Source organism: Azospira sp. MPR-E4, from assembly GCF_058809645.1.
On sequence record NZ_JBXAST010000061.1, the window covers coordinates 1 to 19,251 of the forward strand.

The window sequence follows — 19,251 nt, forward strand, 5'->3', positions numbered from 1 at the left end:
GCCCGCCCCGGGCGCCCCAGACGCCGGTGCTGGACGCCCCCCTGGTGGGGCGCATCCTGCTGGTGAGCCTGTTACTGCTGCTCGGCGCCTTCGGCCTCTTCCTGCGAGAGTTGGACCAGGGCCACACCCTGGCCGAGGCCCGCACCGTGGCGGTCAATGTGTTCGTGCTGGTGGAAACGGTCTATCTCTTCAACTGCCGCTCCCTCACCCATTCCTTCTGGAGCATCGGCCTGTTCACCAACCGCTGGTTCTGGGGCGGCATCGGCACCATGGCGGCCCTGCAGCTGCTGTTCACCTACGCGCCGATCATGAACCGCCTCTTCGCCACGGCCCCCATCGGCCTCACGGAATGGCTGGAAATCGGCGCTTTCGCCCTCTTCTGCGGCCTGGTCATCGGCACCGAGAAGCGTCTGCGCCTGGGGTTTGCGCGCCGTCAGGCCGTACGGAACTTGCCGGGGTCCGGCCGACTCTGACCTGAAGTAACCTACGGCCTCCACCGTCCCCGCCCCCGGGGATGATCCCGGGGCGCCTTGCCGGCGCCCGTCTTTCAATAACAAAAACAGGCTGTGCGCTGACCGCTCCTGCCCCATCGGGCAGGCCGCCCGGGCGCCGCATTGTTGAGACATTGCTGAACAGCCGTCCCATGGGAGCACCGCGCTATGGACGGAAACATCTCTTTCGCTTTTCTGCCGGCCCTGCCGCCGGCCCTGGGCCCCGCCGCCCTGTTCGGCAGCCTGCTGCTGGCCGGGCTGTTCGGCGGCGAGCTGGCCCGCCGCCTGAAACTGCCGCGCCTGCTGGGCTGGCTCCTGGCCGGCCTGCTGCTGGGCCAGGCCGGCCCCTGGCTGCCGCCGGGCTGGTCCCTGCACCCCCTGCTGGGGGAAACCCGGCTCTTCTTCGACGTGGCCGTGGGCCTGATCCTCTTCGACCTGGGCCGGCGCCTGGACCTGACCTGGTTCAAGCGGGACCGCTCCCTGCTGGCCGCAGCCCTGCTCGAATCGGCCCTGGCCTTCGCCGCCATGGCTGGGGTGCTGTGCCTGTTCGGCTTCACCCGGGTGGAGGCGGGCCTGGCGGCGGCCATCGGCCTGTCCACCTCGCCTGCCGTGGTGCTGCTGGTGGCCCGGGAATTCCGGGCCGAAGGCCAGGTGACGGAGCGCACCCTGGCCCTGGTGGCCATCAACACCCTGCTCGCCTTCCTCACCGCCACCACCCTGCTCTCGGTGGCCCATGCGGAAAATGCGGCGCCCTGGCACAAGACCCTGCTGCATCCCCTCTACCTGCTGCTGGGTTCGGTGCTGCTGGGCAGCCTGGCCGCCCGCCTGGTGCTGTGGGGCGCCCGCCTGCTGGGCAAGGGGCCTGAATCCAAGTTCTCCCAGTTCATCCTCCTGGCCGGCATGCTGCTGGCGGCGGTGGGCCTGGCCCACGCCTTCCAGCTGTCGGTGTTCCTGGCCCTGCTGGTGTTCGGCCTGGCCTGCCGCCAGTGGGACAGCCGCTACGCCCTGCTCAGCGTGGACCTGGGGGGCGCCGCCCAACTTTTCTACATCGTCCTCTTCGTCCTCACCGGGGCCAGCCTGCCCCTGGCGGCGGTGCTGGCCGCCGGTCTGCCGGTGCTGGCCTACCTGGCGGCCCGCAGCCTGGGCAAGGCGGCCGGGGTCATGCTCACCGCGCCTTTCTCCCGCATCACCTGGCGCCAGCACGCCTGGCTGAGCCTGGCTTTGCTGCCCATGTCCGGGGTGGCCATCGCCCTGGTGCATGACCTCACCAGCCTCTATCCCCAGTTTGGCGAACGGTTGGGCAACCTGGTGCTGGCGGCGGTGGTGCTGCTGGAATTCCTCGGCCCCCTGGCAGTGCAGGCGGCCTTCAAGGGCGCCGGCGAGAGCCGGCCGGAAGGAGACGAACATGCTTGAGTTCAAGTCCGTCAGTCCCTACACCCTGGGGGTGGAGCTGGAACTGCAGGTGATCAACCCCCATACCCAGGATCTGACCCGGGGCGGCCCGGACCTGCTGCGGGCCCTGGAGAAGGTGGCCCACCCGGGGGAGATCAAGCCCGAGATCACCGAGAGCATGATCGAGCTCAACAGCAGCCCCCACGCCCGTCACGACAGCCTGCTGGAGGAGCTGCACGCCATGCGCGACGCAGTGGTGCATACAGCCGGCAGCCTCAACCTGGCCATCGCCGGCGGCGGCACCCACCCTTTCCACCGCTGGCACGAGCGGCGCATCTTCCCCACGGAGCGCTTCCAGCAGCTGTCCAGCCTCTACGGCTACCTGGCCAAGCAGTTCACCGTCTTCGGCCAGCATATCCACGTGGCCTGCGAGTCGGGGGACGACGCGGTGTATCTGACGCACCAGCTGTCCCGCTACATTCCCCACTTCATCGCCCTCTCGGCGGCCTCGCCCTTTTCCCAGGGACAGGACACCTCCTTCGAGACCTCGCGCCTGCACGCCGTTTCCGCCTTCCCCCTCTCCGGCCACATGCCGCCGGTGAGCACCTGGGCCGGCTTCGAGGAGTTTTTTGCCAAGATGCTGGGCTACGGCATCATCGGCAGCATCAAGGACTTCTACTGGGACATCCGCCCCAAGCCCGAATTCGGCACCGTGGAGGTGCGCATCTGCGACACCCCCTTGGAGGTGGATACGGCCGCCGCCCTGGCCGCCTTCGTCCAGGCCCTGGCCTTCTGGCTGCTGGTGGAGCGTCCCTACCCGGCGGAGCGGGTGGAGGAGGGGCTGTACCTGGTCTACGGCTATAACCGCTTCCAGGCCACCCGCTTCGGTTTCGACGCCACCCTGGTGGACCCGCGCAGCCAGCAGAGCCTGGTGCTGCGGGACGACCTGCTGGCCACCCTGGAGCGCCTGCAGCCCTTCGCCGACATCCTCGGCAGCCGCGCGCCCCTGGCCCGGCTGGCCGCCATGGCCGGCAGCGGCGCCAACGGCAGCGCCTGGCTGCGGGCCCGGCACGAGGAAAGCGGCGCCCTGGAGGACGTGGTGCGCCACTCGGCCCGTTGCTGGGCGGGGGGCGTGTAGCGGGTGTATTGAAAATGCTATTGCCACAGAGGGCACAGAGTTCACCGGGAGGGGCCTGGTTTGCGGCGTGCTCCCGGGCGCTTGTCCTTGCTGCGGCAATGCCCTGAAACCCGGATCGAAAGGAGTCAGACATGGCCAAGCGCACCGTCAAGATCGGCATTTCCGCCCGCCTTTACCATCCCCAGCCCGAGAGCGTCGGCCTGCTGGGCAAGACCCTGCAGTACCTGGAGCAGTCCGTGGCCCACTGGGTCATGTCCCGGGACGTGCTGGTGTTCATGGTGCCCTCCATCGTCCAGGACAGCCCCATGCAGCGCAGCAACATGCGCCTAGCCGACTACGTGGGCGCCCTCGACGGCCTGGTGCTGCAGGGCGGCACCGACCTCTCGCCCCTCAGCTACGGCGAGGAACCCCTCAAGCCCGAATGGGCCGGCGACCGGGTGCGGGACGCCTACGAGATGGAACTGCTGCACGAGTTCATGGAGGCGGGCAAGCCGGTGCTGGGCATCTGCCGCGGCCTGCAACTGATCAACGTGGCCCTGGGGGGCAGCCTGCACCAGGACATCCCCAGCCTGGTGGAAGACGCCATCGCCCACGAGGCCCCCGAATACGACCGTCACACCCACCCGGTGCAGTTCGCCGAGGGCGGCCTGCTGGCCAGGCTCTACCCGGAGCAGACGGGCGGCCAGGTGGTTTCCATCCACCACCAGGCGGTCAAGGTGCCGGGCAAGGACCTGACGGTGGAAGCCACCGCCGCCGACGGCCTGGTGGAAGCCGTGCGCTGGACCGGTCGGGGCTTCGTGGTGGGCCTGCAATGGCACCCGGAATTCCACACCCCGGGCAAGGGCGAACTGCTGGACGGGGAGCCGCTGCTGCAGGCGTTTCTGGAGGAGGCACGGAAGCGGCGGTGGTAGGGGGCCTGTTACCGTTGCCTCTCCGAGGAAGTTGAAGCGTGGGGAAACGCACTTGTTCCGGTGCGCTTGTGCTGTTTGCTGCGGGTTTTTTTCGGACGCGGTGAAGTGGTGCGGAGGTAGCCCTTATTTCATTGGCTGGCGGATTATCGTTTTCCATTTGGCCGGATCGGCACGCCGTATGTCGCTCAAGTAAATCTCATGGTGCTTCCCTGTTCGACCGGTTTTTGCATCGATGAAGCGATGGAGACGGTCGATGGTGGGTCCCTCCTCCGAGAACGGTCCGATGTGAAGCACCTGGGCGCATAAGCCTTCGGTAAAAGGTTCCAGTCGCAGTTTGTCGACAGCGGCAAGGTTCTTCTTTTTTCTGATATCGGCAATGGCTGCAGCGATGACCTCGCTCGACACGAAATCTGGTTGCATGATCATCATGGTCCATTGCCATCTTGACTTGTCGCCGGTTGCGAAAACGGACATGTCGTCTGCCCACCAAAGCCCCTCGAGAGGCATGACGCCATAGTCGATTGCTTGTGCTCCCTTTTTCACCATGAACTTGGCGGCATAAGAAACGGAGAATAGCGCTTCAACTGCCTGGGAGTAGGCCGAAGAGGTGTTGGGATCGCCCTCGCCGTCGACCATGAGAAATTGGAAAGTGGGCACTTCCACCTGCAGCACTTCTTTCGCAGAGGGTTGGTAGAGATGCTTCAGTTCTTTCTTGAGATCAATCTTTTGCACGGATTCACCTGACGCGGGTTCAGCGAAAAGAGGATGGCTGACGGTTGCCCGAGGTCAGCCGTTAGCCGGAGAACAGATTTCAACCACTGTTCCATCCGGGCATCGAACATAGGAGACCACTTGCCCCCACGGTTTTGCTTCCGGCGGCCTGATTTCAGCGGCGCCAGCCAACAGGGCATTCTGGTGAGCTTCCGCAACAACGGGCGTCACCAAAGCGATCTCAAAGCCAAGTGGCTTTTCGGATTCGCAGGCGGCCACGAAGCCGTTGGGCATGTTTGATTTGCCCAATCCAAGGGAAGCAAAGGCCAAGGTCGTTTCCCCTGTCTGCAGTTCGCCGTAGTCCCCCGATTCGTGGAGAAAGCGCCGTGACAGACCGAATGCCTGCTCAAAAAAGGTAAGCGACTTTGCGACATCGGGAACATAGATGATTGTGTAACCCAGTTTCATGGATGTTTTCCTGTGAGATTTATTGGACTCGGTCTGTGCTGGAGGTTTGCTCATTAACGTTACTTAACGCTTGATGGCCGTACACAACTCCACCAGGGTTCCCTCCGGGCAGCGGACGAAGGAGACGGTCTGGCCCCAGGGCGTGGTGCGCGGCGGCGTCAGGCCGGTGGCGCCATGGGCCAGGGCCTGGGCGTAGGCGGCCGGCACGTCTTCCGTGAAGAGGCCGATCTCGAAAGCGTGATGCTGGGGCGATGGCGGCTCCGTCACGCATTCCGGGGGCAGCAGGTCCGCCATCAGGCCGTGGCTGGCGAAGGCGATGCAGGTGGCGCCGGCCTCCAGCTCCCCGTAGACGCCCGTTGCGTCGACGAAGCGCCGGTGCAGGCCGAAGGCCCTTTCCCAGAAGGCGATGGCGGCCGGTACGTCGGCGACGTAGATGATGGTGTAACCGAATTTCACGCTTTGTCTCCCCTTCGCGGCCCGATTGCCGGAAGCCTAATCCTACCTACTGCCCCCGGTAGATCGGCTTGCGCTTCTGCTTGAAGGCGTGGATGCCTTCGGCGTAGTCGGCGCTGTTGTACACCACCCGGCGCAGGCCCTGGATGCGTTCGAAATCCTGGGGGGAGAGGGCGTGGGCGCCGGCCAGGATGCGCAGCTGTTCCTTGATCACGGAGATGGAGAGGGGGGCGTTGTGGGCCATGCCCTTGGCCAGCTCGTGCACGAAGGCGTCGATCTCGGCGGCGGGCACCAGGTGGTTGATGACGCCCTGGCGTTCCAGGCGGGCGGCGCCCATGGGGCTGCCGGTGAACAGCAGTTCCTTGGCCAGGTGCAGGGGCAGGGCGTTGAGGAAGGTGAGCAGGCCGGTGGCGTTGTAGGGCACGCCGAGCTTGGCCGGGGTGGCGGCGAAGGTGGCTTCGGGGGTGGCGACGATGAGATCGCAGGCGAACACCAGTTCGCAGGCGCCGCCCCAGACGCTGCCGCCCACCTGGGCGATGACCGGGCCGGGGAAGGCTTCGATCTCCCGGATCACCATGCGCAGCGAGTCCTTCCAGCCCAGGGGGTCGTGGCCGCCGGTGGGCAGCTCGTCCACGCTGTGGCCGGCGGACCACACCTTGGCTCCCGGCTGGCCCCGGATCACCGCGACCCGGGCCCCTTCCTGGGTGAACAGGGCGAGGGCGGCGGCGATTTCGCCGGTCATGGCTTCCGACAGGGCGTTGCGCTTGAAGTCGTAGTTGAAGGTGATGCTGCCGATGCCTTCGGCGAGGTGGGCGTTGATGAGGGACATGGGGCGGGCGGTGGAAGACGATGTCCTATTGTGCGCCAGAATGTGGCGTTGCAGCATGGGGCTAAGTGTTTTCCCCTAAGGGGGAGGCCGCGGGGCGAATGTTAGAATCCGGCCCACAAAAATCTGGAGGATTCCATGCTGTCGACCCTGTCCCGCCCGGGAGCGCGCTCCCTCGGCCTGCTGGCCCTGTGCCTGGCTTTTCCCCTCTCCGCCTGGGCCGACGGCCCGGTGCTGGTGGCCGGCATTCCCCTGGACTTCATCCTGTTCGGCCTGACCCTGCTGGGCGTGGCCCTGTTCCACAACTACACCCTCTACGTCGGTCTCACCGGCGTTACCGTGATCAGCCTATACAAGATCTTCGTCACCGGCTTCAAGACCGGGGTCGGCTTTGCCGGCTTCGCCGCCCACCTGGGCCACGAGTTCGTCACCCTCTCCAACCTGCTGTGCCTGCTCATGGGCTTCGCCCTGCTCTCGCGCCACTTCGAGAAGAGCCACGTGCCGGTGATCCTGCCCAAGTACCTGCCGGGCGAGTGGAAGGGCGGTTTCGTGCTGCTGGTGATGGTCTTCGTGCTGTCCTCCTTCCTCGACAACATCGCCGCCGCCCTCATCGGCGGCGCCATGGCCCACCAGTTGTTCAAGGGCAAGGTCCATGTGGGCTACCTGGCCGGCATCGTCGCCGCCTCCAATGCCGGCGGCTCCGGCTCCGTGGTGGGGGATACCACCACCACCATGATGTGGATCGCCGGCGTGCCGCCCCATATCGTGCTCGACGCCTACGTGGCGGCCATCGTCGCCCTGCTCATCGTCGCCTTCGTCGCCTCCAGGCAGCAGCATGCCTACTCCCCCATCATCAAGGGCGGCCACCAGCACACCAAGATCGACTGGGCCCGGGTCGGCATCGTCGGCATGATCCTGGCCTTCGCCATCGGCGCCAACGTACTGGTGAACATCAACTTCCCCGAAGAGGCGGACCACTTCCCCTTCATCGGCGTCGCCGTGTGGCTGGCCATCCTGCTGTCCACCGCCATCCGCCGGCCCGACTGGGAAGTGCTGCCGGAAACCTTCAAGGGTTCTGTCTTCCTGCTTTCCCTGGTCACCTGCGCTTCCATGATGCCGGTGGAAGAGCTGCCCGGCGCCTCCTGGCAGACCGCCCTGGGCCTGGGTTTCGTCTCCGCCGTCTTCGACAACATCCCGCTGACTGCCCTGGCCCTGAAGCAGGGCGGCTACGACTGGGGCTTCCTGGCCTACGCCGTGGGCTTCGGCGGTTCCATGGTGTGGTTCGGCTCCTCCGCCGGCGTGGCCCTCTCCAACATGTTCCCCGAGGCCAAGTCCGTGGGTAACTGGCTGCGCCACGGCTGGCACGTGGCCCTGGCCTACGTGGTCGGCTTCTTCGTCCTGCTCACCGTGCTCGGCTGGCATCCGGACGCGGACCACAAGGCGCCCGCCGCCGTCGAAGCGGCAGCCGCTGCCGCCGTTCCGGCCGAGGCTGCCGCCAAGCCCTAACTTCTGATTCAGGGCCGGTCCGGGACCAAGGTCCCGCGGCCCTCTCCGGACACCCATGCCCGACAGCGCCGTCCCGTGCGCTGCTCGGGCATGGTGCTTTTACGGGTGCGTACTGCGCCGCACGGGGGATGCGTCCGGCATTTCCGCTGGCGGTGTGTCGTGATAAATCCGTACGTACCCCGGCAGACCCAGTCCTGGCCTGTTTTCAGGCATGATCCGGGTATGACTTTTGCCCGCTTTTTCCACCTGCCCGTTCCCCCTGCGCTGAACCCGAGTCGGGTTGCGGCCGTAGGGTGCGTCTACGTGCTGCTTTACCTCCTGCTGGACTGGGTCAGCTTCATCCACCCCCTGCCGGCCTTCGAGGTGACGCCCTGGAATCCCCCCCCGGGACTGACCCTGGCCCTGCTGCTGGCCTTCGGCCTGCGTTTCTGGCCCCTGGCCTTTGCCACCGTGTGGTGCGGCAATGTGCTGGTGCACGGCATGGCCGCCCTGTCCGTGGAAACCCTGCTGCTCACCGGCATCACTGCCGGCGGCTACGGCCTCATGGCAGCCCTGCTGCACCGGGTCGGCGCCGCCGACATCCGGGACCGGGGCGCGCTGCCCCGTTTTCTCGCCGTCCTCGCCGGCACTGCCCTGCTCCTGGGCGGGCTCTATCTGCTGGTGGTCAGCGCCTTCCTGCCCGACAGCCAGCGGGGCTTCCTCTACGCCCTGGTGCGCTTCTGGGTGGGGGATGCCATCGGCGTCCTGGTCAGCGCCCCCCTGATCCTGGTGCTGCTGCGCCCGGGGGACTGGAAATTCCTGGAGACCCGGGAATTCACCCTGCAGTGCCTGGCGGTGATGCTCTCCCTGTGGGTGGTGTTCGGTCTGCCGTGGACCGACGAATTCAAGTATTTCTACCTGCTGTTCCTGCCCCTCACCTGGATTTCCCTGCGCCACGGCCTGGAGGGGGCCTGCCTAACCCTGGCCATGATCCAGGTGGGCCTCATCGTCAGCGCCCAGTGGCTCGGCTACAAGGGCGGCACGGTGCAGGAGATGCAGTTCCTCATGGCCTCCCTGGCCATCACCGGCCTCACCCTGGGGGTCACCTCCAGCGCCCGCAAGGTGGCCGAGAGCGAGCTGAAGCGGGCCCTGCGCCTGGCGGCGGCCGGCGAGATGGCGGCGGCCCTGGCCCACGAACTGAACCAGCCCCTCACCGCCGTGGCCAACTATGCCCGGGCCGGCCAGCTGATGCTGGAGGCGGGGCGGGGCGGCGAGCTGTCCGACGTGCTGGACAAGGTGGCGGCCGAGGCCCGCCGCGCCGGCGCCGTGGTGCGCCGCCTGCGGGACTTCTTCAAGACCGGCCACACCCGGCGCGACCCGGTGCCGATCCTGCCCCTGGTGGTGGAAACCATCGGTGAGGTGGAGGAACGGGCCAAGCGCCAGGCCTGCCGCCTCGAATACGCCATCCCGGCCGATCTGCCGCCGGCCCGGGGCGACGGGGTGCAGCTCCAGGTGGTGCTGCGCAACCTGCTCATCAACGCCCTCGACGCCGTGTCGCCGGAAAGCTTCGGCCGCAGCACCGACGAGCCGGTGGTGAGCCTGGCCGCCCACCGGGAAGGCAACGAACTGCAACTGGTGGTGCAGGACAACGGGCCGGGCATCCTGCCCCAGTTCCGCGAACGCCTGTTCGAGCCCTTCGCCACCAGCAAGCCCACCGGCATGGGCCTGGGCCTGGCCATCAGCCGGGCCATCGTCGAGGCCCACGGCGGCCGCCTGTGGGCCGAATCGCCCAGCGCCGGCGGCAGCCGTTTCACCATCGCCCTGCCGCTGCACCATTCCGTTTATTCCGTAAAACCGCTGCCTGTGAAAGGAGCCCCATGAATCTGAGCATTCCTCCCAACGCCCCCACCGTCTATGTGGTGGACGACGACGCGGCCATCCGGGATTCCCTGGGTCTGCTGCTCAACCTCAAGGGTTACCGGGTCCAGGCCTTCGGCTCCGCCGAGGACTACCTGGCGGCCGTCGATCCCGACGCTCCCGGCTGTCTCATCGCCGACGTGCGCCTACCCGGCATGGACGGTCTCTCCCTGCAGGCCACCCTGGCGGAGAAGGGCATCCAGCTGCCGGTGATCGTCATTTCCGCCCACGGCGACGCCTCCACCGCCCGCACCGCCTTCAAGGCCCAGGCCGTGGATTTCCTGGAAAAGCCCATCGACGACAACCAGCTGTTCAACGCCGTCGCCACCGCCCTGGCCCTGGACACGGCCCGCCGCAAGGAGGCCGCCACCGGCGCCGAGATGCGCGACCGCCTGGAGCGCCTCTCCCGGCGCGAGCGGGAGGTGATGCGCCTGGCCGCCGCCGGCAAGCCCAACCGGGAAATCGGCGAGGTGCTCGGCATCAGCCCGCGCACGGTGGAGGTGTACAAGGCCCGCATGATGGAAAAGCTGCAGGCCCGCAACCTCTCCGAGCTGGTGCGCATCGTCGTCCAGTTCGACAACGAGGTGCCGCCCCCGGCGCCGGACGAAGAGGCCGCCTGATGGCCCGGCGTGTCCTAAGGGTTGGCCGCGTCGTTGGTCGGCCGTACGCTGAACGGCGAATTACCGCCGGGAGCGGTCGCGCCTATGATGCCCAGGCTGGATTCAGCAACAATCCTGTTGGACACCCACTCGTGTCGCCCGCTGCGTCGTCATCCGCAGCGGGCGTTTCTTTTGCCCCGCGCCCGGACCTGCCCTGATGTCGGCCCTCGCCCCCACTCCCGTTGAAATCGCCGCCACGGTGCTGTTCGCCCTGGCCATCGTGCATACCTTTTCCACCAAGTACTTCGAACACCTGGCCCACACCCAGCCGGCCCATGCCGGCCTGTGGCACCTGCTGGGCGAGGTGGAGGTGGTGTTCGGCTTCTGGGCCATGGTGCTGGTGCTGGTCATGGTTGGCCTGCAGGGCACCGGGGAGGCGGTGACCTACCTGGAATCCTGCAATTACACGGAGGCCCTGTTCGTCTTCGTCATCATGGTCATCGCCGCCAGCCGGCCCATCCTGGCCCTGGCCGGCCACAGCGTCCGTGCCGCGGCGCGAACGCTGCCCCTGCCGGACAGCGTCGCCACCTTCTTCGTCATTCTCTTCCTGGTGCCCCTGCTCGGCTCCTTCATCACCGAGCCCGCCGCCATGACCCTGGGGGCCCTGCTGCTGCGGGACCGCTATTTCGCCCGGCCCGTTTCCAGCCGCCTCAAGTACGCCACCCTGGCGGTGCTGTTCGTGAACATTTCCATCGGCGGCACCCTGACCCCCTTCGCCGCGCCGCCGGTGCTGATGGTGGCTGGCAAGTGGGGCTGGGACCTGGCCTTCATGGCCAGCACCTTCGGCTGGAAGGCCGCCATCGCCGTCGGCATCAACGCCCTGGTGGTGACCTTCGTCTATCGCCGGGAACTGGTCAGCCTGTGCGGCGCCGTCGAGGGCGAGGCCGCCCCCGCCGTGCCGGCCGGCATGGTGCTGGTGCACCTGGCCTTCCTGGTCGGGGTGGTGGTGTTCGCCCACCATCCGGCCGTGTTCCTCGGCCTGTTCCTCTTCTTCCTCGGCTTTTGCGAGGCCTACAAGCACCACCAGGACCGCCTCATCCTGCGGGAAGGCCTGCTGGTGGCCTTCTTCCTGGCCGGCCTGGTGACCCTGGGCGGCCTGCAGAAGTGGTGGCTGCAGGACGTGCTGGCGGGCATGGCGCCCACCGTGCTGTTCTTCGGCGCCACCGCCCTCACGGCCCTCACCGACAATGCGGCCCTGACCTACCTGGGCTCCCTGGTGGAGGGCGTCACCCCGGCCTTCCAGTACGCCCTGGTGGCGGGGGCCGTCACCGGCGGCGGTCTCACGGTGATCGCCAACGCCCCCAACCCGGCGGGCTTCTCCATCCTCAAAGGCACCTTCCACGAGCAGGCCATCAGCCCCATCGGCCTGCTGCTGTGCGCGTTGCCGCCTACGTTGGTGTCCGTCCTGGCCTTCCAGCTTCTATAATCCGCCCCAACCCATTATTCGGAGCCGGAGTCCGCCGTGACCGACTCACTGTTCAGCGTCGTCCTCCTGCTCTCCCTGGCGGTGTTGTTCGTCGTCGTCGCCAAGCAGCTGCGTCTGCCCTCCCTGCTGGCCTACCTGGCCATCGGCCTCATCGTCGGTCCCTACGGCTTCGGCCTCCTGGCGGAGAGTGAGGAGGCCAGCCACTTCGCCGAGTTCGGCGTGGTCTTCCTGATGTTCTCCATCGGCCTGGAGTTCAGCCTGGCCCGGCTCAAAGCCATGCACCGCCTGGTATTCGGCCTGGGGGGCGCCCAGGTGGGGGTGACCCTGGTGGGCACCACCCTGGTCACCATCCTCTACTACGGCCAGGACTGGCGCATCGGCCTGGCCGTCGGCGCCGCCTGCGCCATGTCCTCCACCGCCATCGTCAGCAAGCTGCTCTCCGAGCGCCTGGAGCTGCATTCCCAGCCCGGGCGCCAGACCATGGCCGTGCTGCTGTTCCAGGATCTGGCGGTGGTGCCCCTGCTGATCATCATTCCCGCCCTGGCCGCCGACGCCAAGGGCATGGCCGGCGCCATTTCCATGGCCCTGGGCCAGGCCGCCCTGGCCCTGGCGGCCATGATCCTGGTGGGCCAGCGCCTGATGCGCCGCTGGTTCGACGCCGTGGCCCGGCAGAAGTCCCCCGAGCTGTTCATGCTCAGCGTGCTGTGGATCGTGATCGGCCTCTCCGCCCTGACTGCCTGGGCCGGCCTCTCCCTGGCCCTGGGCGCCTTCATCGGCGGCATGCTCATTTCCGAGACCCTCTACCGGCACCAGGTGGAGGCCGACATCCGGCCCTTCCGCGACGTGCTGCTGGGCCTCTTCTTCGTCACCATCGGCATGCTGCTGGACCTGCACTTCGTCCTGCAGAACCTGCCGGCGGTGCTGCTGGCCCTGGCCCTGCTGGTGCTGGCCAAGGGCGGCATCGTCTTCCTCATCACCCTCCTGATGCGCAATTCGCCGGAAGTGGGGGCCCGCACCGCCATCCAGCTGGCCCAGGCCGGCGAGTTCGGCTTCGTGCTGCTGGAACTGGCCCGGGACAACAAGCTGCTGCCCACCGACGTGTTCCAGGTGACCATGGCGGCCATGCTGCTCTCCATGTTCATCGCGCCCCTTTTGATCGGCCAGGCCGGCCGCTGGAGCAAGCACCTGTCGCGGCAGGAGTGGAGCGACCGCACCCGCATGATCCACGAGGTGGCGGTGCACGCCATGGGCATCGAGCAGCACGTGATCCTCTGCGGTTTCGGCCGTACCGGCCAGAGCGTGGCCCGCTTCCTCGACCTGGAGAGCATTCCCTTCATCGCCCTGGATGTGGACGAGGCCCGCATCCGCCAGGCGGTGGAGGCGGGGGAGAACGTGGTGTACGGCAACGCCGACCGCCGCGAGATCCTCAAGGCGGCGGGCCTGGACCGGGCCCGGGCCCTGGTGGTGACCTACGCCGACCTGCCGGCGACGGAGAAGGTGCTGCATCTGGTGCGGGAGTTGCGGCCGGACATGCCCATCATCGTCCGCGCCCAGGACGACCTGCACCTGGAACATCTGAAGAGTCTGGGGGCCACCGAAGTCATTCCCGAAGTGCTGGAAGGCAGCCTGATGCTGGCGGCCCAGACCCTGACCCAGCTCGGTGTGCCGGTGGAGCGGGCCCTGGAACAGGTGCGGGAAGTGCGGGCCCACCGCTACACCGCCCTGCGGGCCTTCTACCGGGGCGAGAGCGACCGCCTGCAGCGCATCTCCCAGGAGAAGCTGGCCTGCGTCATCGAGCAGCAGGCCTACGCCGTCGGCCGCAGCCTGGCCGAGCTGGACCTGGGCCGCTTCGGCGTCGAGCTGGAAGCCCTGCGCCGGCACCGGGTGCGGGACGAGGCGCCCCTGCCGGAGACCGTGGTGCAACCCGAGGATGTGTTGATTCTGGTGGGAACCAGCGAGGCCCTGTCGGCCGCCATGCACTTCATTCTCGACGGCAAGTAGCCGTCGTCCCCGCCGCCGTCCCTAGGACTTGCGGCAACCCTCGCACAGGGCGCCCTCGAAGCGGCTCAGATCGCCGATCTGCAGGCCGCCATGGGTGCGCTGCACCACTCCGCTCTGCAACAGCCGCCGCGCCGCCCGGGACAGGTGGCCGGCGCTGCAGCCCAGACGCCGGGCCAGCACCTGCATGGGCAGGGGGCCGTGGCCGGGATGGCGCTCGGCGCTTTCGGACTGGCAGCTCTCGCCGCAGATGAGATAGCACAGCAGCCGCTCGGACACCGGGCGCGAGAGGGTGTGCTCCCGTTCCTGTTCCAGGTGGCAGATGCCCGAGGCCAGGCGGTTGGCCAGGGCGCGGCGGAAATCGGGGCAGGAGAGTATCCAGCGGTCCACCAGTTCCGGATTGACGGCGATCACCGCCGAGCGGGTCAGGGCCCGCACCTGGTAGCCGCCCGGGGCCTGGGGTAGCAGGCATTCCAGGCCGAAAATGTCGCCGGCGCCCATCAGGCGCAGGGAGCGTTCGCCGCCGTTGGCGTCCCGCACCATCAGTTCCAGGCGGCCGTGCTGGACGCAGTAGAGGCCGCCGTTGTGGCCCTGGCTGTCGAGGCCGACGGCGCCCGGTTCCCACAGCTGCACGCGCACGTGCCGCTCCGCCGTTTCCCTCTCCGTCTGGGCAAGTGCTGCCCCGAACAGCTCGTCGTCGATGACGGGCCGATGGTTCTGGTGCATGGGACTCCCCTCCCTTTGCTTGTTTGACAGTCGCTATGACGGAAAACTAGCACACCAACCATGCCAAATATATTGCGGAACGTGACGTACGTCACACTTTCATGGGTGCCTGGGGAAGCCCAAGGGACGGGCCTCTCCACCGGGGGTATCCCGAATGCCGCTATTTTGGTCGCTTCCCCGGCAGCGGGGCCGGGGAACATTCATTGTAGCCATTCCCGGGCCGATGCCAAGGACTGATCGAGCCTTGCCCCACTTTCTTGCCGGCGCCGGTTCGGGGCCGCCCCGGCTGGGGGCCTGCCGGACTGTGCAAAGGCCCGCCCGCCGCTAGAATTTTGCCGTCGGCATGTCCCCTGGGGGCTGCCTCCCTTCGCTCCGGAAACCCGCCCATGAACGCTCCCGTTAACGCCCTGCGCCACCTGCTCGTCGCCACCGACTTTTCCGCCGCCGCCGACCGGGCCCTGGCCCGGGCCGCCCAGCTGGCGCGGCAGCTGGGCGCCCGCCTGACGGTGCTGCACGTCATTCCCCAGGGCCCCCTGGACCTGGCCCGGCGCTTCGCCATGCAGGCGCCGGAGGCGGCCGAGGCCGAGGCCCGCCGCGGCGCCCGTCAGGAGCTGGAGGAGCGCCTCTCCCGCCTGCCCGAGTTGCCGCCCCATCAGGTGGAACTGCGGGTCGGCCGGCCCGGGGCGGAAATCGCCAAGGCCGCCGGCGAACTGGGGGCCGACCTGATCGTCCTCGGCGCCCACGGCGAACGCTTCCTCAAGGAAGTACTGCTCGGCTCCACGGTGCACAAGGCCCTGCGCCTGGCCCCCTGCCCGGTGCTGGTGGTGAAGCAGGCCGCCGCCGGCCCCTACCGGCGGGTGCTGCTGCCCACCGACTTCTCCGCCAATGCCCGCACCGCCGCCGCCATCGCCCGGGCCTTCGCCCCCGAGGCGGACCGGGAATTCCTGCACGTCTATGAAGCCCCCTTCGAGCGCCAGATGTACTTCGCCGGCGCCCGGGACAGCACCCTGGACTTCTACCGCCACAAGGCCGAGAGCGACGCCCGGGAAGCCATGGGCCGCTTCGTCGCCGAGCTGGGCTGGCAGGACGGCCCGGCCCCGGGCACCCGCCTGCGCCACGGCTACGCCCCGGCGGAGATCGAGCGGGTGGTGCAGGACTTCAGCTTCGACCTGATCGCCCTGGCGACCCAGGACAATTCCGAACTCACCGCCGCCCTCCTGGGCAGCGTCAGCCTCCACGTCATCGAGGAAATCCAGTGCGACCTGCTGGTGGTGCGGGGCATGGGCGCTCCGGACTGAATCCCGCCCTGGCTTCTGTCGTGGCGGCGGGATGATGGCGGCGCTGCGGGCGCCTTCGGCGTTTCCAGCAGACACGGCGCCCCAGGCCGGCCGCTGCCGCGATGGCCGGCGACGGGCGCCTGTTCCGTAGCTTCTTCCCAGCCGCGGCGCTCCGCTGCCCGGCTGTCGCAGCAGCGTTCGCGCTCTCGTCAGGGGCGCGCGGAGGGCCTATAGTGGCGCCTGGCGCCGCTGCCGGGTGGTTCGCGGTTCTGCCGCCGGCGAGCTTTGCCGGTGGCGTACCCGGCCCGTACCCGGCCCGCACTCGGTCCGCATTCGGTCATATCCTGGCTGATGCCCGGCCCGCGAATCTTCCCGTTTCCCTTTTTTCCGCCCAGCTTCCACCTGAGCCCGCCCCATGAGCCTGCCCTTCAAGCCCTCCACCGCCGCTTCCCGCCGAGCCCGGGAAACTGCCGAGGCGGCACCGGCCAAGGGACCGAGCCCGGCCCTGCGCATCGTGCTTTTTCTCGGGGTCTTTTATCTCTTCGTCTGGCCGGCCCTGGCCCTCTATCTGCTCACCCTGGCGGTGGGCGGGGTCTGCCTGTTGCCGGGGGTGACGGGCTGCGAGGCTTTCCTGGCCCTGGATTCGGCCCTGCCGGCCTGGGCGGCGCGCAGCCTGGGGGGACTGCTGTTGCTGGCCCTGGCCCTGTCCTTCCTGGTGCCGGCACCCCGGGGCAGCTGGCGCCGGCCGGCCCTGTGGTCCTTCCGCATGGTCTGCGGCCTGGCGCCGGCGGTCATTGGCGTGGCCGACATGAGCGTGCCGGTGCCGTTCCCCGTGGCCTGGCTGGTGGGCATGTTCCAGCCCGGGAGTCTGGCCCTGTCCCTGCGCCTGTGGGCGGCGAGTCTGTTGCTGGTGGGGGTGGTGCTGGCGGGCTGGCTGCTGCTGGCACGGTTGCGGCGTTCAGAACGACGCCCTGCCAGGGGCCGCTCCTAGCAAGCCTCTTCAGGCAGGGTGTCCCGAGATTGGCGTCCCTGCTGCCTTCCAGACTATCCCGTTGTTGAGTTCCGGCCCTTCAGGCCTGTTTGCCGTAGGTGGCGAATCTGGCCAGGGCCTCGGCCATCTGTTCCGTGTCGAGCAGCACCGGTGATCCCAGCTGGCTGGCGCGCCAGAACTGCTCGCTGAGGCTTTCCAGTTCCACCCCCAGGGCCAGGGCCTCGCCCAGATCCTTGCCGCAGACGATCATGCCGTGGTTGGCCAGGAGGCAGCCCCTGCGCCCTTCCAGGGCGGCCAGGGCGGTGTCGGAGAGGGCCTGGGTGCCGAAGGTGGCGTAATCCGAGCAGCGCACCGTGTCGCCGCCGAAGCGGGCGATCATGTAGTGGAAGGGGGGAATGTCCCGGCGCAGGCAGGCCAGGGACGTGGCGAAGGGGGAATGGGCGTGCAGCACCGCGCCCGTCTCCGGCCGGGCGGCGTAGATGTCCCGGTGGAAGCGCCATTCGGAGGAGGGCAGGCGGCGCCCCACATGGCTGCCGTCCGCCAGTTTGACGAAGGGAATGTCCTCCGCCTGCAGGCTGTCGTAGTTCATGCCGGTGGGGGTGACGTAGAAACCGTCCACCCCGTCCAGCTTGGCCCGCAGGCTGAGGTTGCCGGCGGTGCCCCGGTTGAGGCCCTCCGCCGCCATGCGGTGGGCGGCGGTGATGAGGCTCTGGCGCGGGTCAGCGGGCATGGTCCTGTTCTTCCGGATAGAGGCCGAAGATGCCGTCGGCGCTGGCCGGGCAGGCGCCGCGCTCGGTGATGAGGGCGGCCACCAGGCCCGCCGGGGTGACGTCGAAGGCCGGGTTGGCCACGGCCTCGGCGGCGGCGATCTGGCGGATGGAGCCGGGGCTGCCGGCGCCGTCCAGGCCGTGCACCAGGCGCAGTTCGTCGCCTTCCCGCTCCTCGATGGGAATGGCGGCGCCGCCGGGGCAGGCGAAATCCAGGGTGGAACGGGGTGCCGCGACATAGAAGGGCACGCCCGCCTCCCGGGCCGCCAGGGCCTTGAGGTAGGTGCCCACCTTGTTGGCCACGTCGCCGTTGGCGGCGATGCGGTCGGCGCCGACGATCACCGCATCCACCTCGCCCCGGGCCAGCAGCAGGCCGGCGGCGTTGTCGGCGATGAGGGTGTGGGGCACGCCCTTCTGGGCCAGTTCCCAGGCCGTGAGCAGGCCCTGGTTGCGGGGCCGGGTTTCGGAGACCCAGACATGCACCGGCAGGCCGGCGGCGTGGGCGGCATAGATCGGGGCAAGGGCGGTGCCGTGTTCCACCGTGGCCAGCCAGCCGGCGTTGCAGTGGGTCATGATCTCCAGCCGTCCCCGCTTTTCCGCCAGGGGCCGCAGCAGTTCCAGGCCGTGCTGGCCGATGCGGCGGTTCTGTTCCGCGTCCTCGTCGGCGATGGCGGCCGCTTCGGTCCATGCCGCTTCGGCCCGGTCTTCCTGGGGCAGCAGGCGCAGCAGGGCCTGCATGCGGTTGAGGGCCCAGTGCAGGTTGATCGCCGTCGGCCGGGTGGCGCCCAGGGTGGCCACGGCCTGGCTCAGGGCGGCGTCGGAGGCGTCCCGCTGCAGGGCCAGGGCGACGCCGTAGGCGGCGGTGGCGCCGATCAGGGGCGCGCCCCGCACCTGCATGGCGCGGATGGCGTGGGCCGCCTCTTCCAGGGTGAACAGGCGCAGGGTGCGGAAATGATGGGGCAGGGCCGTCTGGTCGATGATGTCCACGGCGCAGGTGCCGGGCACGGGCCAGAGGGTGCGGGAGGGGAGGGTGGTTGGGCTCATGGGGCGATTCTAGGCCAAGGCGGCGGGCGGCCCAAGCATGGCGACGCCACGGCCCGGCCCAGGGGGCCGCGGCAAGATTGGGTAAAGGCAGTTGCAACAATTCGTAAGGCCCGGGGCAACGGGTCGGCGGTGCCTGCCGCTGCCGCGTTAAAGCCGGCAACAGCGCTTTTTTCCAACGCCCCATGAGGCAGGCACCATGAAACGCAAACTCTGGCTTTCCCTTCTCTTCGCCGCCGTGGCCGGCCTGGCCGGCTGTGCCGTCGAGCCCGTCAGCCGTCCCTACTACGGCGAGCCGGTGCGCATGGCGCCGCCGCCGCTGCGGGTGGAAGTGATGGGAGCGCCGCCGGTGGTGGGCTATGTCTGGATCGGCGGCTACTGGAACTGGATCGGCGTGCGCTACGTCTGGGTCCCGGGCCGCTGGGAGGCGCCCCGCCCCGGCTATCGCTGGGTGCCGCGCCAGTGGGAGCGGGACGGCGACCGCTGGCAGCCCCGGGGCGGCCAGTGGGAACGGCATGATGAACCCAGGCGCGATTCCCCCCGGGAGCATCGCTGGGAATCCCCCGCCCCGCCA

Annotated in this window: 19 protein-coding genes; 12 read left to right on the top strand and 7 right to left on the bottom strand. The window is 68.5% G+C overall.

The genetic code is table 11. The features are described 5' to 3' along the window. The 4 genes from AC1RTA_RS14230 to AC1RTA_RS14245 form a co-directional block, all read left to right on the top strand. A partial coding sequence (locus AC1RTA_RS14230; protein ID WP_492785077.1) for a cation transporting ATPase C-terminal domain-containing protein occupies window positions 1–473 on the top strand: 473 nt, incomplete at its 5' end. A gap of 186 nt (window positions 474–659) precedes the next feature. Continuing rightward, window positions 660–1,904, top strand: coding sequence for a cation:proton antiporter (locus AC1RTA_RS14235; RefSeq protein ID WP_152089622.1), 1,245 nt, complete (start codon window positions 660–662; stop codon window positions 1,902–1,904). Further along, window positions 1,897–3,021 carry a YbdK family carboxylate-amine ligase gene (locus AC1RTA_RS14240; RefSeq protein WP_492785078.1) on the top strand — a complete coding sequence of 375 codons (1,125 nt, stop codon included), beginning with the start codon at window positions 1,897–1,899 and terminating at the stop codon, window positions 3,019–3,021. Before AC1RTA_RS14235 ends, AC1RTA_RS14240 begins: the two co-directional genes overlap by 8 nt. A 131-nt stretch (window positions 3,022–3,152) precedes the next feature. Beyond that, window positions 3,153–3,932, top strand: coding sequence for a gamma-glutamyl-gamma-aminobutyrate hydrolase family protein (locus AC1RTA_RS14245; RefSeq protein ID WP_492785079.1), 780 nt, complete (start codon window positions 3,153–3,155; stop codon window positions 3,930–3,932). A gap of 123 nt (window positions 3,933–4,055) precedes the next feature. Here AC1RTA_RS14245 and AC1RTA_RS14250 read toward each other — a convergent pair whose 3' ends face one another. From AC1RTA_RS14250 to scpB, 4 genes are all read right to left on the bottom strand, one after another. Continuing rightward, window positions 4,056–4,664, bottom strand: coding sequence for a GyrI-like domain-containing protein (locus AC1RTA_RS14250; protein ID WP_492785080.1), 609 nt, complete (start codon window positions 4,662–4,664; stop codon window positions 4,056–4,058). 54 nt (window positions 4,665–4,718) lie between these two features. Further along, the gene (locus AC1RTA_RS14255; RefSeq protein ID WP_492785081.1) at window positions 4,719–5,111 is read right to left on the bottom strand and encodes a VOC family protein; all 393 of its coding nucleotides are present in this window, start codon (window positions 5,109–5,111) and stop codon (window positions 4,719–4,721) included. A 63-nt stretch (window positions 5,112–5,174) separates the two neighbouring features. After that, window positions 5,175–5,567: a VOC family protein gene (locus tag AC1RTA_RS14260; RefSeq protein WP_492785082.1), complete on the bottom strand. Its 393-nt coding sequence runs from the start codon at window positions 5,565–5,567 to the stop codon at window positions 5,175–5,177. Between the two features lie 46 nt (window positions 5,568–5,613). After that, on the bottom strand, window positions 5,614–6,450 hold the full coding sequence (gene scpB, locus AC1RTA_RS14265) for a methylmalonyl-CoA decarboxylase (protein WP_492785083.1): 837 nt from the start codon (window positions 6,448–6,450) through the stop codon (window positions 5,614–5,616). 78 nt (window positions 6,451–6,528) lie between these two features. On the opposite strand from scpB, the gene AC1RTA_RS14270 reads away from it, so the two are divergent. From AC1RTA_RS14270 to AC1RTA_RS14290, 5 genes are all read left to right on the top strand, one after another. Next, window positions 6,529–7,896 carry a citrate transporter gene (locus AC1RTA_RS14270; RefSeq protein WP_492785084.1) on the top strand — a complete coding sequence of 456 codons (1,368 nt, stop codon included), beginning with the start codon at window positions 6,529–6,531 and terminating at the stop codon, window positions 7,894–7,896. A gap of 222 nt (window positions 7,897–8,118) precedes the next feature. After that, complete coding sequence (locus AC1RTA_RS14275) at window positions 8,119–9,756, top strand: ATP-binding protein (RefSeq protein ID WP_014238397.1); 1,638 nt, start codon at window positions 8,119–8,121, stop codon at window positions 9,754–9,756. Continuing rightward, entirely contained in the window at window positions 9,753–10,412 is a 660-nt protein-coding gene (locus AC1RTA_RS14280; RefSeq protein ID WP_014238396.1) for a response regulator transcription factor, read from the top strand. Before AC1RTA_RS14275 ends, AC1RTA_RS14280 begins: the two co-directional genes overlap by 4 nt. A gap of 196 nt (window positions 10,413–10,608) precedes the next feature. Then, a complete protein-coding gene (locus AC1RTA_RS14285; RefSeq protein ID WP_130458968.1) occupies window positions 10,609–11,877 on the top strand; it encodes a putative Na+/H+ antiporter in 1,269 nt (422 codons plus the stop codon). Window positions 11,878–11,913: 36 nt separating this feature from the next. Then, a complete protein-coding gene (locus AC1RTA_RS14290; protein ID WP_130458967.1) occupies window positions 11,914–13,878 on the top strand; it encodes a monovalent cation:proton antiporter family protein in 1,965 nt (654 codons plus the stop codon). A 21-nt stretch (window positions 13,879–13,899) separates the two neighbouring features. On the opposite strand, the gene AC1RTA_RS14295 is transcribed toward AC1RTA_RS14290, so the two are convergent. Further along, entirely contained in the window at window positions 13,900–14,601 is a 702-nt protein-coding gene (locus AC1RTA_RS14295; protein ID WP_152089616.1) for a Crp/Fnr family transcriptional regulator, read from the bottom strand. 386 nt (window positions 14,602–14,987) lie between these two features. On the opposite strand from AC1RTA_RS14295, the gene AC1RTA_RS14300 reads away from it, so the two are divergent. Continuing rightward, the gene (locus tag AC1RTA_RS14300; RefSeq protein ID WP_492785085.1) at window positions 14,988–15,899 is read left to right on the top strand and encodes a universal stress protein; all 912 of its coding nucleotides are present in this window, start codon (window positions 14,988–14,990) and stop codon (window positions 15,897–15,899) included. 394 nt (window positions 15,900–16,293) lie between these two features. Continuing rightward, window positions 16,294–16,869, top strand: coding sequence for a hypothetical protein (locus tag AC1RTA_RS14305; protein ID WP_492785086.1), 576 nt, complete (start codon window positions 16,294–16,296; stop codon window positions 16,867–16,869). 79 nt (window positions 16,870–16,948) lie between these two features. On the opposite strand, the gene AC1RTA_RS14310 is transcribed toward AC1RTA_RS14305, so the two are convergent. Both AC1RTA_RS14310 and mtnA read right to left on the bottom strand, forming a co-directional pair. Further along, on the bottom strand, window positions 16,949–17,599 hold the full coding sequence (locus AC1RTA_RS14310; RefSeq protein ID WP_492785087.1) for a class II aldolase/adducin family protein: 651 nt from the start codon (window positions 17,597–17,599) through the stop codon (window positions 16,949–16,951). Beyond that, window positions 17,589–18,680 (bottom strand): S-methyl-5-thioribose-1-phosphate isomerase, encoded by a 1,092-nt coding sequence (gene mtnA / locus AC1RTA_RS14315; protein WP_492785088.1) that lies wholly within the window; start codon window positions 18,678–18,680, stop codon window positions 17,589–17,591. The genes AC1RTA_RS14310 and mtnA overlap by 11 nt, the downstream gene beginning before the upstream one ends. Window positions 18,681–18,876: 196 nt before the next feature. Here mtnA and AC1RTA_RS14320 point away from each other — a divergent pair. Continuing rightward, window positions 18,877–19,251 (top strand): YXWGXW repeat-containing protein (locus AC1RTA_RS14320; RefSeq protein WP_492785089.1); only part of this gene is annotated, 375 nt, incomplete at its 3' end.